The sequence below is a fragment of the Arenibacter flavimaris genome (assembly GCF_030291335.1).
In the GTDB taxonomy this organism is placed as follows: Bacteria; Bacteroidota; Bacteroidia; order Flavobacteriales; family Flavobacteriaceae; genus Arenibacter.
Genome location: NZ_JASWIM010000001.1, coordinates 87,311 through 103,442 on the forward strand (window position 1 = coordinate 87,311; position 16,132 = coordinate 103,442).

The following is a 16,132-nucleotide window of genomic DNA, read 5'->3' on the forward strand; positions in this document are numbered from 1 at the left end:
AATTTGGAGTAAATACGGTGTTCTTCCCTTATATATCAAAAGCAGGTATCAATTGGTGAGGAACCTTCCTCAACCATATATCATCAATGACCTTGCTTATATGGCCCCAAGCCAGTCGATGGAAGCCGATCTTGAAAAGGCTACAATTCTCAACCACTATAGAATGATATACAATATTAACAGTACAACACTAATAAATAGTTGGACTGAAATACCTGATTAACAAACCTATATCAATGGTCAAAATATCCTTATCCATCCCAATTTTATACTAGCACATTAGAGATTTGGATAACATTTACATGGAGGGCATCTGGAAATAGTGCAAACATGTTAATAGATATCTTAATCATGCACACGAAAGGCTATGTTTCCAGTAAGAGGTAAGGGAGTACATCTAATTCTACAATACCAAAAGAATACATAGAGGGATAGGAAAAGTTCTACCCAATCCAATTTATTAAACTTAAAATTAGCATCCTAAATAAATATCTTTAATACATCTTTGGGATGGGGGTGGTTTAAAACTACTTTTAGTAACCGTCTGTTTTATGTTTCTTCCCATGTGCATCAAATCAATTTTTTGGAAGAAAGTGTACTAATTGTTTGAAAATCGGGTGACCGACGAAGTTTTCTCATTATATTTGAAACTCATACTAATATACTTTTAAGTATGTAAGTGGTCTGTGAAAACGATCCCACTTCTTGAAATTCTTAGTCGGTAATTAATGATAAATAATAATCTTTTAGAACAGGGGCTTTATAGTAAAACCACTACAATTGTAGTTATCCCCTGCAATAATGTCCCAATCTATATAAATACTTTGGAAGAATATAATGGGTTAGTTGTACAGCTAAGTTTTTCAGAAAGTATTACAATAAATTGGTATAATCAAAGATTTTTTGATCAAACGCTATACAGTACCCCTACCGATAAAACTATTACCTTAACTACTTCTCAATCAGCCAGACAATATTCTTTATGTACTAATGGTCATTTTAAACAGGCTTCAATACTTAAAAATTCAGATTGCAAAAATCCAGTATTGGGCATCAATGTTTTATCTATTTCCAATAATAGTAATTTTGTATTGGATTGCGATTATCAGTTTAGTAAGAGTTTATGGGTTTTAAACACTTCTATAAAAACAAGAGGTGATTTTTCTATAGACAGAACCCTGGGTACCATGACGAAGGATTATTTTATTAAAAGTTTTTCGACATATGAAAATGACAATAACCACTTACCTAGTAATTAAGTGATTAAGAAAAATTTAATCCTTTCCTTTTTTAGTGCGTCTGCCAAAATAGTAGGCGGAATTGGTATTGTTTCCATATTGGCCAGAGTATTCACCTTAAGTGATTTTGGTAATTTCACCTACTCACTAACTTTAGGAACTGTATTTGCTTTAATTGTTGATTATGGATACAATATTAAAGTAATAAAAGATGTTTCTTTAAACCATGATAATGTTAATACCATTGTTTCCAGAACATTCCTAAGCAAATTTTTATTGCTTACATTGACCATTCCTGCTTTTTTCCTTGTCAATGCTATAACAAAAAACACCAACGAGCTACTGATAACAGGGTTATTCCTATTCTTATCATTGGTTGCTTTTTCATTTACCAATACTATTTTGAGTGTATTCAAAGGCAGAAAAGAATACATGCTGGATTTAAGGGTAGTGTTAGTAGATAACATTATCACTATTTTAATAGTCCCTGCAGTAGCATTGTTAACAAGAAGCATTCAGGCCACCTCAATTAGCTTTTTCCTGTCTAAATTAATCGGGTTAGCTTTTTCTTTTTGGCTCTATAAACAGGAAAACAACATATATTTACCAACAATTAAAGATGTTTTAAAAGATTTACAACAGGCATTGCCCTATGCCGTTCATTATTGGGTGGGTAATTTATATCTAAATATAGATACGATTCTAATGAAGCCCATGGTTTCTTCTGAAGATTTAGGTATTTATCAATCGGGAATTAGAATTATCATAGGCCTTGGAATATTACTTACAGTAATAAACTCTGTCTACTTGCCACTATTGAACGAAAATTTAAATAAAAACAAAAAGCTTTTTAAAGCGAATGTTTTAAAACTCAATGCCAGTGTTATTAGACTTTCAATTATATTTATAATTGGTATGCTCATCTTTTCCAAATACATTATCATTATATTATTCGGAAATAAGTTTTTAGAACTACAGGAAATTTTCTGGATATTGGCATTAATCGTTGGAATGCGCATAATAGGCGCATCTTACGGGATTTTACTAACAATATCGGACAAACAAGCCATGAGAGCTATTGCAGGCGCAATAGGCATTGCAATAATCGTTATATGTGATTTATTATTAATTCCGGATTATGGGTACAAAATGGCTGCCTATATTCTATTATTAGCCCATTTATTTATTACAACATTTTATATTATAACAATATATATTGAATATAAAACACTATTTATTCCTTCATGGAAAAGACTTATTAGCTTAAAAAAAGTGCTATGAAAATATTAATTGTCCTATTTGCACCTTTGTTGTTTATTATTTCCTATTTAACCCCTAAAAAGAAGACCATTTGGGTTTATGGTGCATGGTTTGGGGAAAGGTACAGTGATAATTCAAAAGATTTTTTTGAATTTGCGAATTCAATAGAGGATAAAGAAATAAAGCATTATTGGATATATAAAAACCCATTATTGAAAAAAACCATTGAATTAAATGGTTATAACTGCGTATCTGCGTATTCATTTCGAGGTATATTATTACAACTTCGTGCTAAGGTCTTTATAACTTCTGTAAATTCTTCGGATTTTATACCCTTCTTAATAACCCCAAAGAATTATTTCGTACAATTATGGCATGGAAGTCCAATTAAATATATTGGGTTAGATTCTAGAAATAATAAAATAAGAAGAACCATAGATAAATTAAGATTTAATACCCTTGACAATTATTCGTTGATTACATCCCCCTCTGAAACAATTGATAAAATATATCAAAGTGCCTTTGCCATAAGTGACACAAAAATTTTTAGATCTGGATACCCAAGGAACGAAAATTTAAAGGTAAATCCAGAGAGGAAGACATTTATAAGAGACTATTTTGGTATTGAAAATAATGAAAAAATGGTGGCCTATTTGCCCACACATAGAAATGAAGGCAAAGGATTAAATCCATTTAGAAGTGTCCTCAACGAATTAATTACTAAAAATGAAGGTTTAAATAATAAAATTAAAATAATAGTAAAGCCCCATTTTTATGAAAAAGATAGCCTAAATGGAATTAAAGAAAGTTCCAATATCCTTATAAGATATGATTTCCCATTTGATTTATATGAATTTTTGGGAGCCACCGATATGTTAATTACAGACTATTCAAGTGTTATCTTTGATTATGAATTACTAAATAAAAAAATAATTGTATTTCCTTTTGATTTTGAAGAATACACGTCCAAAGACAGGGGGTTGTACTACAATTTTGATTTCATTTATAACCATGTTCATAATATTGAAAAGGTAGAGACGATAGATAGTTTAATTTTGGCTCTGACTAAGAACAATTCTTGTGATGAAAATGAAGAATTCGGCAAAAGTCTTTTTAATGTGCCCTTTGGAGGGTATTCAAAACTTATTTATAGCAAACTGATACACGATTTAAACCTTTAAAATGCACTTAAAAATATCACGAGAACTATTCTATGAAAAAATCATCAAAATCAATATTTGGTGGGCTTTTTTTGCACCAATAATTCTTGCTGTAATTTTTTCTATCGTTAGTGTTCGAGGATTATTCATACTTAAGGATATTGTATTCTATTCCTCCCTACTACTGGTATTTTTTATTGGAAGATCCAAGGGGTTATATATCTATATAATAAAAATTTTGGCTTTTCTACTATATATTTTCCTAACCACATCTCTATTTTTTGAACTTCACTCATGGGTAATCTACAATATTAGACAATTAATAGTGCCCATTTTAATTATTGGTTTTGGATTTTACACAAAAATAGAGGACGAAAACAAAATATCTTCAATAGTACATTTTCTATATAAGACATCTCTTTGGGTGGTCTTTCTAGGGGTGCTATTTAAGTTAATCGACTTATGGAGCTATTTAGATCTTACCAATTACTTTAACCTTAAAGGGATACCTGTTGACAAGAGGGGCTTGTCCTATATGTTCTATGAGCCGGCATTATCTTACACTGAAAGATTGGTATCAACGGTATTGGACCCGATAAGTCTTGGTCACATGTTGGCCGCTCCTATAATTTTATGCTATTACTCTGTCTTTACTGAAGGTAAAAAAAGGAAAATCCTTTTCTTTCTGCTTTCAATAGGATTGATATTGACTTTCTCAAAAGGAGCCATATTACAAGTAATATTGGCCTTATTTTTTTTTAATAAAAGTTTATCCCCCACAACACGGTTTTTAATTCCATCCGTATTTGTTGCCCTGGCCCTGCTGACACTAAATATAGAAGGGATTCTCATACACCTATTTGGTCTCAAAAATGCGATTGTTTACCTAAACCTATTTGGGCACGGTCTGGGAATGGTAGGAAATTACGCCAAAATGTTTGCAGAAGATTTATCCGTTTATTATAAGTTTGAAATAAGCGATACTTTTATTGGGTCGGTAATTGGTCAGATAGGACTAGTAGGATTTGCTTTTTGGATTAGTTTCTTTTTGCCAAAAATTAAAAGTATAATATTGTCCAGAACCAATCATGTCGGCGCTATAATTTTGACTTCTCAATTGATAATTGCAGCTATTTCGGAAAACACTTTTAACTTTACCAGTTTCATTATACCCGGTATTGTTTCTGGTATATTAATTAAAAATAAAATCTAATTATATGTAGCTTTTTCACTTTACAATGTAACTACTAAAATACCGTTCTACATTGCCTTCTACCACAATGTCTGGTTTTATTTTCTTAACCAAATCGTAATCATACCCGCTCCATATATATATTGTTTTATAAAAATGTTGGGAAATAAAAGGTCTTAACGCGATGGTAAATGAATCACGAAAAAATAATGCTGTTGTTTTATTCATTGCATTATTATTAATATCAATTACTGTTCTTGCAGGGAAACCTTTTGTGTTTCCATTTTGAATATTTAGTACTTCCTTACTTTCGAAATGTGGGTTTACCTCCATAAACTCAGGATCATCCTCAAGGCCTAATGCTTTTAACAACCCCCCACCTGTTTCGTTTTTAAAAGAAATAGTATAGTCCAATTTATCTTTAGCCGGGGATATACCCTCTAAACCGTTAGATATATATGGAATAAGTTCTCGGTATGCGAAAAATGCTCCGTAATCATTCCAATGGCTATCGTGTTTATGATATAGAATATTATCTTTTTTTTCATTTATCAATGTACTTCTAATGTCCAAAATATTAAGCCCAGAATTTGTTTCCACATGATAATTGAGAACTTGGTCGGCCCTAGATATCGTATCTTTCTGAAGCAATTTAATTCTGTATGGCAGGTATTCCGGATAAATAGTGTGTTTATTAGGGTAGAAGGTAATATAATGCTTTATACCATCCTTTTTTAATTGATTTTGGGTTTGCACCCAAGTCTCGAATATTTCTTTTAATTCCGTTGGAGAATGTAAATTTTCCCTGATGTAATCTTGTCTAATTTTATAAAAATCTCCCCAGAGATACATCCAACCTTTTTGACCAATTATAACTTTATCCGGAACGGAAGATTCATTAAATACCTTTACTTTTAAATAACTTAAAAGGCTTACGAGGGTCTCCCTAAAACCAAAATTGTCACTGTAATAATTATCATAAGATACTGGATATGATAGAATGCTTTCCCATTTGAGTTCAGGTTTGGCGCTTAATATCCTATTTTCGCTGTTGATGTTTTGTGAATCATTTTTAACAACTAGTGTGGGCAACACTAGCATTAATAGAAAACAAAATATTAATATATATGAATATATATTTGATATGGTTGCCAATCCATTATATTTTGGAAAATATATTAGAAAATACAATAGAAAACACAAGGTGAACAAGAGAGCAATATACGAATGGAATTTTCCTTTAGGCTGCGAAATATTCGCCATTTTCGAAAAAACTTCCTCAAGGTTCTTAGAAGTTAGAAAAGGGTCATATGGAGACCAGAGGTCGTTTCGAGTTTTCGTTTTTAGAAGCTGATTGGCGGTATCGATGTCTATAAAGCCATTCAGATTAAAATATTTTAATAAATCCCTGCTTGCTATCCGAAATTCCTCATCATATCTGGAAATAATAATATTATCATAATGTATTGATTTTTGATTACTATTTTCCCCAATATCCAGCCTAATGGTTCTGACGGAATCCAACGGTATTTCAAATTCAACATTCTGTAGAAAAGAATTTCCAGAAACATCCTTTTTTACACTTTTTACACCAGAAAATCCTTTGTCAAATTCATTTTTATAATACAATTGAAATGTATCATCCTCTAAAACTTCCGTTTGAAAAGTTATATTTATAGTGTTTTCATAGCCAAGTTTAGTCGCTAGACTTTCCAATAAATAATTGGATACCCAAAAAATACCTATTCCAGCTAAAGCGACAATAATTTTCTTAATTATAGGATTGATCATGATTTCTACTTAAAATCTAAAATAAATAAACGGATTATAGCTATTACTCGCTATTTGCATTGCGCAAACTACAAAGGCAACAACCATTAGCATAAGAATAGTAAACTTTTTGAATCCAAAGTAGATTGGATTATCTTGAAAGAATTTTCCTGACTCAAATTCTTTGACCAGGTTAATTACTTTACCTCGAATTGGTGTGGCAATTATAACACCCAAAATGAGTATTGTAAGTACAAAATTATCTAATTCGGCAAATGGCGTATAATCGGTGCCATTGGTGAACCCCAACATACTTTTGAAATAACCCATGGCATAAGCCAGTGTTTCGGATCTAAAGAAAACCCATCCAAATAGAACCACAACAACAGCATAAAAATGCTGTAAAAATGTTGGCATTTTACTCAAAATCTTCTTGCCTCCAACTCTTTCCAGAATTAAAAACGTACCATGGAACAATCCCCATATCACAAAATTCCAACTTGCTCCATGCCATATACCAGTTATTAAAAAAACAATTATCAAATTACGGTATATCGTCCACTTTTTTCCTCTGCTTCCACCCAATGGAATATATAAATAATCCCTAAACCATGTAGACAAAGAAATATGCCAACGTCGCCAAAACTCCTGTATGGATTTAGATATATATGGGTAATCAAAGTTAATCGCAAATTTAAAACCAAACATTTTTCCTAAACCAAGAGCCATGTCCGAATAACCAGAAAAATCAAAATAAATCTGTAGGGCATAACACAGAATACCAATCCAAGCAAGGGATGTTGGAAGATTCTCTGCCGCAACGGCAAAGGTTTGATCTGCTATGATTGCAGCAGTATTTGCGAAAATCATTTTTTTCACAAGACCTCTTACAAATTGCAATATTCCATCAACGAACACATCCTTTTCTATCGTTCTATTGGTGATCTGCTTATCGATATCATGGTAGCGAACTATTGGACCAGCTATTAATTGAGGGAATAATGAAATGTAAAGACCTAAATTTAAAGGGTTCTTTTGAGACGAGACTTCTTTTCTATAGACGTCAATGCAATAAGAAAGGCTTTGAAAAGTATAAAAAGATATTCCAATTGGCAAGGCAATTTCTGAGATAGTAATATTGTCAAATGGACCCAGCCCCTGGATATTCTCCAAAATGAATCCGTAATACTTGTAATAAATAAGAAAGGAAATATTTGTTAACACTGCTAAAACAAGAATTAACTTTGCAGCATTTTTATTGTTCATTTTTGTCAAAAAATACTCAATCCCTATTCCAAAGATATAATTCAAACATATTGAAGATATCATAAGAATGATTATTACACCTTCTCCCCAAGCATAAAAAAATAAACTGGATAGCAACAAAAAAAAATTCCTAAATTTTGGCGCTAAAAGTAAATTTCCAATAATAACTATAGGAAGAAAAATAAATAAAAATAAAGCCGAGCTAAAAACCATTGGGAATAATTAATTTATAAAAATGCCAAGGTAAAATATATAATTTTATTTTATTAAATTAATACTAGTTAAATTTGCCTCCTAATACTCTATAAAAATCACGGATATATTAAGCTAATCCCTTTATTATTAAGGGTATTCTTATGGTTTTTAATAAATTATTCAGGTTAATAAGGGCAATATAATATTCAACCCATTGTCCTGTGATATAAATTGAATACGAAATATAATTTATGAAAATATTGCCTAAACAATATCATGGTATCATTAATTTGATACTGATTGTCATTTTTTGTGCTACATTGGTGTTTTCGAATAATTTAAATTCTTACTGTCTTTTTGCACTTTTTTTTTTCAATGTATGTCTGTCTTGGGATAAAGAATTCTTCTTTCTTATAATAAAAGACAAATACTATCTACTTTTTGTAAGCTATTTTATACTGCTAATCCTTAACTGCTTTATTAGTACTAACAACCATCAAGCAATTAAATTATTGGAAAGAAGTATAGCATTTCCATTCCTGCCAATTGCTGTAGGATTCATGATGCGGGATCGTAGAGTGTTCAAATGGGTCCTAAACGCATTTATATGGGTATTATCAGGGATGATAATAGTTGCCTTTTTAATCGCATTATCCAAAAACTTGATCTATAACTTTAGCAATGAAATAGAGATTACCAAGCTTAAATCTTGGTTTTTCACATATCATTATCTCGCGGGAAATGTTAACATTACTGCAATTTATTTTTCCCTATACATATCTTTTGCTGCTGTGATTTTGATATATAGTACGTTCATTGAAGATGTTTTGGATAATAAATGGACCCATAAATTTAGATATCCAATTGTGTTCATTTTAAGCCTAGGGTTAATATTACTTTCAGCTAGAACTATTTTATTTACTTATACCATAATTACCTTATTTATCATTGGAATATATTTCTATAAGCAAAAAAAGATATTCCCATTTATTCTTGGATTTATTGGTATAGCTGCCCTTTTGGGTATATTTATTGCCTTTAATGATGTCTTATTTTTGAGGTTGAAGGGAATTTTTCAACCATTTGAGGAAACAAAATACTTTTCTGGAGGTTTATATTCCAGATTGTATCAGTGGAAAGCTGTATTTTTAGAGTTTTATCCGGATAGTCTACTATTGGGATTTGGTACTGGTGATTCCCAGGATTTATATAATCAAGCCTATGTAAATGCTGGTCTTCCTTGGGCAGAAGTGGATAGTTTTAATATTCATAATATGTATTTAGAATCATTATTTTCAATGGGTTTTATAGGGGCAATGATCTTAATTACAATCTTTATTGCTTCATTATATAATGGATTTGTTTCAAAAAACAAACCATATTTAATTTTCCTGATTATATTCATGTTCGCGGGTTTAACGGAATCATTGTTAAATCGGCAATATGGAATTATTTTTTTTCTATTTGTAAATTTTATTTTTTATTACCATTTAAATGCAAAATACTTTGAAAATTGCCATTCTAGGAACACGCGGAGTGCCTAACAACCACGGTGGATTTGAACAATTCGCGGAGTATTTTTCGGTGTATATGGCTGAAAAAGGACATCAAGTGTATGTTTATAATTCCCACAATCACCCCTATCAAGAAAAAAGTTTCAAGGGTGTAAGTATTATTCATAGTTATGACCCAGAATATAAGATTGGCACGGCCGGGCAATTTATATATGATTTAAACTGTATTCTCGATGCCCGAAAAAAAAATTTCGACATCGTTCTGCAATTAGGGTACACGTCAAGTTCCATTTGGCACTGGTTGATGCCTAAAAAGAGCCTTATTGTTACCAATATGGACGGATTGGAATGGAAACGTTCCAAATATAAACCTGCTGTACGTAAATTTTTAAAATATGCCGAAAAGCTCGGTGCTAAATATTCTGATTATTTAATTGCGGATTCCTTGGGTATACAGGAACATTTAAAAAAAACATATCAAAAAGACTCCGAGTATATTGCTTATGGGGCTACCAATTTTGAAAATCCCCATCCAGCCGTTTTAACCCAATATAACTTAGAAGAATATAATTACTCCATGATTTTGGCAAGATTGGAGCCTGAAAACAATATAGAAACTATTTTGGACGGTTATAGGAAGTCCAATACAACTAACCCCATTATTGTTGTTGGGGGCTTAAATGCTTATGGGCTTGGACTACAGGAAAAATACAGGGAGGACGTAAGAATCCAATTTGTTGGTCCCAATTACAATCAGGAAGATCTTAACAATTTAAGACATTATTCACGCTATTATTTTCACGGACATTCAGTAGGTGGCACCAACCCTTCACTTTTAGAGGCAATGGCCTCCAGTGCCCTTATTATAGCCCACAATAATATATTTAATAAAAGCATATTGAACACAGAAGCAATTTATTTTGACACCTCGCACCAAATTACCCAAATTCTAAATGAGGATAAATATATTTCGCTGAACGATAAAAATACGCTGAAAAATAAAGAAAAAATTGACCGTGAATTTAATTGGGATATTATCAATAAAAAATACGAGCAATATTTAGTTGGTTTGCATAAATAATAACCTGATTATAATAGGCGCTTATTTGAGTCCGATCCAGTTTCATAACCCACGTACTCTTACACCTCTGTAAAGCAATTCTTTTTAAAAAAAATTTACTTAGAAACCCAAATATATGTCATTAATAAAGCTAAATTGGAAATAACATATTAGCTAATTAGAGAATCTTAATTCTCTTTACAATTATAAAATTTATCTTTGTCGAAGTTTATAACTTAAATAGTACGGACTCAAATTAATGTTTTCCAAAAAACACCGTTATTCCAACCTTATTACCCCCATATCTTATGGTGCCGATTTATTGGTGATTAATCTTTTTGCCTATTTTTTACCTATCAACTTTCAGTACCCCGTTCTTTTTCACTCTTATCTAACCATTGCGTGGATTATTCTGTCGTTTAAAAACAACTTTTACGTAATTTATAGATATACTAAAGTTTCATACCTTCTTAAGCTTTTGTTCAACCAATTCGTCTTTTTCTTTTTAATATTATATGCTTTTATTGGCTTCTTCAAGCAACCCAACATGAGCCGATTGGCTCTTGGGGAATATTTTATTTTTGTTGGGCTGGCCATTTTTACCATTAAGTTCCTAAACTATGTCCTTTTAATGAAATACAGGGAAAGGGTTAAAGGGAATATGAGAAACGTAGTGGTCATAGGAAAGAACAAAAAAACCGACCAGTTAATCGACGTTTTTAAGGATCGTCGGGAATACGGTTATCATTTTATGAAACAGTTCTGCCCATCGGACCCCTTTTTCGATATTTACAAGACTTTCGTTTACATTGTTGAAAATAATGTCGACGAAATTTATTGCTCCGTTTCAGAACTAAAGAATAATCAAATAACGGAATTCATCAATTTTGCAGATAACAATTTGAAAACACTCAAATTTATTCCGGACAACAAAAATATTTTTTCCAAGAAACTCACCTTTGAATACTACGATTATATTCCCATCTTATCACTGAGGGATATTCCACTGCACAATCCGCTGAATTCTGCCCTAAAACGAGGTTTCGACATTGTATTTTCATTAATGGTGGTCATCGGTATTCTTTCATGGCTGGCACCAATTATTGCGTTGATTATAAGACTGGAAACCAAAGGGCCGGTATATTTTAGACAAAAAAGAAATGGCATAGACAACAAGGAATTCTACTGTTATAAATTCAGATCCATGGCCCCCAATGAACACGCCGATAGCATGATGGCCGTTAAAAATGACATGAGAACTACCAAAGTGGGCAAATTTATCCGCAGGACAAGTATAGATGAGCTTCCACAATTTTACAATGTACTCTTTGGAAATATGTCGGTGGTTGGCCCTCGACCCCATATGGTAAAACACACCAATGAGTTTGCCAATAGGGTTGACAAATATATGCTACGACATTTCGTTAAACCTGGAATTACCGGTTTGGCACAGGTAAGGGGATATAGGGGTGAAATTGAAACGGATATCGACATCCTAAACCGCACCAAATTTGATATTTTCTATATCGAAAACTGGTCCCTGTTCATGGATTTGAAAATTATAGTCCAAACAATCATGAATGCTATATCCGGTGAGAAAAAGGCATATTAAAATGAAGTTTCATCACAAAGGCATGCCTACAGAATTGGTGCATAAAGTAAACAACAAATGAAAAAAGTACTTATCACCGGCGCAGCTGGATTTTTGGGATCGCATTTATGCGATCGCTTTATTAAGGAAGGTTATTACGTTATTGCCATGGATAACCTCATTACTGGTGATCTCAAGAACATAGAACATCTTTTTCCTTTGGAGCAATTTGAGTTTCAACACCATGATGTGTCCAAATTTGTACATATTCCCGGCAATCTTGATTATATCTTGCATTTTGCCTCCCCGGCAAGTCCCATAGACTACTTAAAAATCCCTATAGAGACCTTAAAGGTTGGTTCCCTTGGCACCTTAAACTTATTGGGTCTAGCCAAAGAAAAAAAAGCCAGGATATTGGTAGCATCTACATCGGAGGTATACGGTGACCCCTTGGTACACCCCCAAAGTGAGGATTATTATGGCAATGTAAGTCCAATTGGACCTCGCGGGGTATATGATGAGGCCAAACGCTTTATGGAATCCATTACCATGGCCTACCATCGCTTTCACGGCGTTGATACACGTATCGTTCGTATTTTTAACACCTATGGCTCCAGAATGAGATTGAACGACGGCAGGGTGGTTCCTGCATTTATGGGACAGGCATTAAGGGGTGAAGATCTTACCGTTTTTGGGGATGGCTCCCAAACTAGATCCTTTTGTTATATAGACGATCAGGTGGAAGGCATCTATCGTTTATTGATGAGCGACTACACAGATCCAATAAATATTGGCAATCCACATGAAACTACGATCAAGGAGTTTGCAGAAGAAATTATTAAACTAACGGGGACCGACCAAAAAATAATATACAAACCCTTGCCGCAGGATGATCCCATGCAACGTGAACCGGACATTACCCGGGCCAAGGAAATATTGGGTTGGGAGCCTAAAGTGAACAGGGCTGAAGGCCTTAAGAAAGTATACGATTATTTTAAATCCTTATCCCAAGAGGAACTTCAGAAAAAAGAACACCGGGAATTCTTGAGTAAATAACTGGATATTTCCCCTTCAAACCGTATTTTTGGGGAAATTTTTTAAGAATGAATATCCTGATCCTTGGTGCCGGTGGGCGCGAACATACTTTAGCTTGGAAGCTAAAGCAAAGTCCAAAACTGAAAAATCTTTATGTGGCTCCCGGCAATGCCGGAACTGCTGGCATTGCCAAAAATGTACCCATTGGTGTAAACGATTTTGAAGCCATTAAGAAATGTGTCCTTTCAGAGAACATCGAAATGATTATAGTAGGTCCTGAAGATCCTTTGGTAAATGGGGTTCACGACTATTTCCTCAACGATGCGGACCTTAAGCATATCCCCGTCATCGGTCCACAAAAAGCAGCGGCTACCCTTGAAGGCAGTAAACAATTTGCCAAGGAATTTATGATGCGTCACAACATCCCTACAGCGGCCTATGAAAGTTTCACCGCCGCAACCCTGGGCGAAGGTTACGCGTTTTTGGAAACCTTGGAACCACCATATGTATTAAAAGCGGACGGACTGGCTGCAGGTAAAGGGGTACTGATTCTGAATGACCTACAGGAAGCCAAGGATGAACTAAAAACTATGCTGATCGACTCCAAATTCGGGGCCGCCAGTACTACGGTGGTCATTGAAGAGTTTTTGGATGGCATTGAACTGAGTTGTTTTGTGCTTACCGACGGAAAAGGTTTTAAGGTCTTACCTACTGCAAAAGATTATAAGAGAATAGGAGAAGGCGATACTGGATTGAATACAGGAGGTATGGGAGCCATTTCCCCGGTTCCTTTCGCCGATAAGGCTTTCATGGACAAAGTACTTGAGCGAATCGTTAAGCCTACCGTAGAAGGCTTTAAATTGGATAATTTGCCTTATAAAGGATTTGTTTTTATCGGTTTGATCAAAATAGGGGATGAACCAAAAGTAATTGAATACAACGTGCGAATGGGCGATCCAGAAACCGAAGTTGTTATTCCAAGGATAAAAAATGATCTTGTAGAGATTTTCGAGGCCGTAGCAAACCAAAGCCTGGATAACATCGACCTAGAAATAGATGAACGTGCCGCAACTACAGTCATGGCAGTATCCGGAGGATATCCGGAAGCTTATGGGAAGGGAATGGAAATAACAGGTTTTGATGCTTTGGAAGATGCCGTGGTATTCCATGCAGGAACCGAATTAAAAGAAGGTAGGGTTTTAACAAATGGAGGCAGGGTTTTGGCGGTTACCGCCTACGGCTCCAACTTTAAGGAAGCGCTAAAAAAATCCTATAATAACATGGAGAAACTACATTTCGATAAAATGTATTATCGTAAAGATTTAGGATTCGATCTATAATAATCCATTATACATTTAAAGCGATATTCTGTTTTAATAAGAAAGGGGATAGCACTTGCTATCCCCTTTCCCATATCTCTTTTAGTCCTTAAAGTTGATCTCAGGCAACAACACAGCTTCTAAATAAAGCCAAGTTCCCAGCGGAAACCATATGACCATTATAGGTATGAGTGTGCTGTTGCGTCTTTATTTTCTTCGCCACTATCATTGTATTTTTTCAACTCCAACATCCAATACACAAAGGCGGCAGCGCCTATAAGCATAAAAATCCAATTTAAAGAATTGGCTCCCCACCAATTCTCCATAGCACGCAAAGCATCGAAGGGTGCAAAAAGCACATTTACAAATAAATCCTCTATACCGTAAAAAAATGAATCCATCTTAATTATATTTACCATGCAAAAATATAAAAACCTAGGATGATTTCAAGCATTTTTGGAAGAACAAAACCAATAAATTATATAATACTGCTAGTATTTCTATTTTTCTTCTATTGGTTTGTCCACTTTTTTATCTTCCACAAATCGTATACACCAGAGCAATTATTGGGACAAACAGCGATTCTAGGGTTTTTATCGTTTAGCATATTTGTCGTTAATTTTATAGTGTTAAGAAATAAGATTACTGGTGGAAATTCACTGGCTATACTGTTTTACACCCTGTTAATTGTACTTTTTCCTGAGGTCCTTATTGACGCCAATGCCATTCTCTGCAATTTTTTTTTATTGCTCTCTATACGTAGAATACTGAGTTTCCGTAGTCTCAAAAACATTAAATTAAAAATTTTTGATGCCACTTTTTGGATAATGATAGCCAGTTTATTCTATGACTGGGCCATTCTCTATATCGCGGTCGTAATTGTTGCCATTTACTTTTATGAACCAAAAAATATTAAAAACTGGCTGGTCCCGATCACTGCCGTAATAGCTATGGTTCTTATCATGTTGGCAATTCTGTCTCTGGGCAACAATACAGAGTTTTTGTTGAGTCATTATTATTTCGATTTTCAGTTCAATGCAGTTTATTTCTATGACTGGAGCAATAGTTCCCTTTTATTTCTTTATATATCCGTAGTATTGTTATGCGGTTTTTTGGCCTTTTTAAAATTGGGCAGCCTAGGCGTAGGGAAAATAGTGACAATGCGCCTCATAGTCCTGTTCTTTATTATTGGATTGCTGGTAAAGGTTTTGAAATCTGCCCCAGATACCCACCCTATTTTAATTACTTTTTTTCCAGCAGTGGTTTTTATAACCACTTATGTACAATCCATTAAAAAGGATAGTGTCCGGGAAATTGTCTTAATGGCATCCATAATTATTCCTTTTATTGTATTTCTGACCAATGCATTCATGAAGTAAAATATCCATCTTAACGCCGAAGAAGCCGGAAGGAATATCAAAAAAAACCACCCTTGAATAAATAAAAGGTATTAAACCTCAGGGCAGGCCTGCCTTTGTCGGCAGACAGGCCCTGAACCCAATAATAGGAATCGACCCTAGGGTCGAGGTATT

General features: G+C 33.7%; 13 protein-coding genes. 10 read left to right on the forward strand and 3 right to left on the reverse strand.

Annotation, left to right across the window (positions count from 1 at the left end; all coding sequences use genetic code 11):
* Nucleotides 1-728: 728 nt before the first annotated feature.
* From QSE00_RS00395 to QSE00_RS00410, 4 genes are read left to right on the forward strand one after another with little or no spacing between them, the layout of a single operon-like run.
* Nucleotides 729-1,259 carry a hypothetical protein gene (locus QSE00_RS00395; RefSeq protein ID WP_286104466.1) on the forward strand — a complete coding sequence of 177 codons (531 nt, stop codon included), beginning with the start codon at nt 729-731 and terminating at the stop codon, nt 1,257-1,259.
* Entirely contained in the window at nt 1,260-2,519 is a 1,260-nt protein-coding gene (locus QSE00_RS00400; RefSeq protein WP_286104467.1) for an oligosaccharide flippase family protein, read from the forward strand. It begins immediately after the preceding gene.
* Nucleotides 2,516-3,679: a CDP-glycerol glycerophosphotransferase family protein gene (locus QSE00_RS00405; RefSeq protein WP_286104469.1), complete on the forward strand. Its 1,164-nt coding sequence runs from the start codon at nt 2,516-2,518 to the stop codon at nt 3,677-3,679. The genes QSE00_RS00400 and QSE00_RS00405 overlap by 4 nt, the downstream gene beginning before the upstream one ends.
* A gap of 1 nt (nt 3,680) precedes the next feature.
* Nucleotides 3,681-4,871: a hypothetical protein gene (locus QSE00_RS00410; protein ID WP_286104470.1), complete on the forward strand. Its 1,191-nt coding sequence runs from the start codon at nt 3,681-3,683 to the stop codon at nt 4,869-4,871.
* 15 nt (nt 4,872-4,886) lie between these two features.
* Here QSE00_RS00410 and QSE00_RS00415 read toward each other — a convergent pair whose 3' ends face one another.
* Nucleotides 4,887-6,641, reverse strand: coding sequence for an alginate O-acetyltransferase AlgX-related protein (locus tag QSE00_RS00415; protein ID WP_286104472.1), 1,755 nt, complete (start codon nt 6,639-6,641; stop codon nt 4,887-4,889).
* 9 nt (nt 6,642-6,650) lie between these two features.
* Entirely contained in the window at nt 6,651-8,099 is a 1,449-nt protein-coding gene (locus tag QSE00_RS00420; protein WP_286104474.1) for an MBOAT family O-acyltransferase, read from the reverse strand.
* A 494-nt stretch (nt 8,100-8,593) separates the two neighbouring features.
* Here QSE00_RS00420 and QSE00_RS00425 point away from each other — a divergent pair, with 494 nt between their 5' ends.
* The 5 genes from QSE00_RS00425 to purD all read left to right on the forward strand — a co-directional run bounded on the left by QSE00_RS00425 (nt 8,594) and on the right by purD (nt 14,621).
* On the forward strand, nt 8,594-9,625 hold the full coding sequence (locus tag QSE00_RS00425; protein ID WP_286104476.1) for an O-antigen ligase family protein: 1,032 nt from the start codon (nt 8,594-8,596) through the stop codon (nt 9,623-9,625).
* On the forward strand, nt 9,576-10,676 hold the full coding sequence (locus QSE00_RS00430; RefSeq protein ID WP_353477427.1) for a DUF1972 domain-containing protein: 1,101 nt from the start codon (nt 9,576-9,578) through the stop codon (nt 10,674-10,676). The genes QSE00_RS00425 and QSE00_RS00430 overlap by 50 nt, the downstream gene beginning before the upstream one ends.
* Nucleotides 10,677-10,914: 238 nt before the next feature.
* Nucleotides 10,915-12,267 carry an exopolysaccharide biosynthesis polyprenyl glycosylphosphotransferase gene (locus tag QSE00_RS00435; protein WP_110356246.1) on the forward strand — a complete coding sequence of 451 codons (1,353 nt, stop codon included), beginning with the start codon at nt 10,915-10,917 and terminating at the stop codon, nt 12,265-12,267.
* Between the two features lie 57 nt (nt 12,268-12,324).
* On the forward strand, nt 12,325-13,302 hold the full coding sequence (locus tag QSE00_RS00440; protein WP_110356247.1) for a UDP-glucuronic acid decarboxylase family protein: 978 nt from the start codon (nt 12,325-12,327) through the stop codon (nt 13,300-13,302).
* Between the two features lie 47 nt (nt 13,303-13,349).
* The gene (gene purD, locus QSE00_RS00445) at nt 13,350-14,621 is read left to right on the forward strand and encodes a phosphoribosylamine--glycine ligase (RefSeq protein WP_110356248.1); all 1,272 of its coding nucleotides are present in this window, start codon (nt 13,350-13,352) and stop codon (nt 14,619-14,621) included.
* Nucleotides 14,622-14,779: 158 nt separating this feature from the next.
* Here purD and QSE00_RS00450 read toward each other — a convergent pair whose 3' ends face one another.
* Nucleotides 14,780-15,001, reverse strand: coding sequence for a DUF6341 family protein (locus QSE00_RS00450; protein WP_110356308.1), 222 nt, complete (start codon nt 14,999-15,001; stop codon nt 14,780-14,782).
* 39 nt (nt 15,002-15,040) lie between these two features.
* Here QSE00_RS00450 and QSE00_RS00455 point away from each other — a divergent pair, with 39 nt between their 5' ends.
* Nucleotides 15,041-15,979 (forward strand): hypothetical protein, encoded by a 939-nt coding sequence (locus QSE00_RS00455; protein WP_286104477.1) that lies wholly within the window; start codon nt 15,041-15,043, stop codon nt 15,977-15,979.
* Nucleotides 15,980-16,132: the final 153 nt, after the last annotated feature.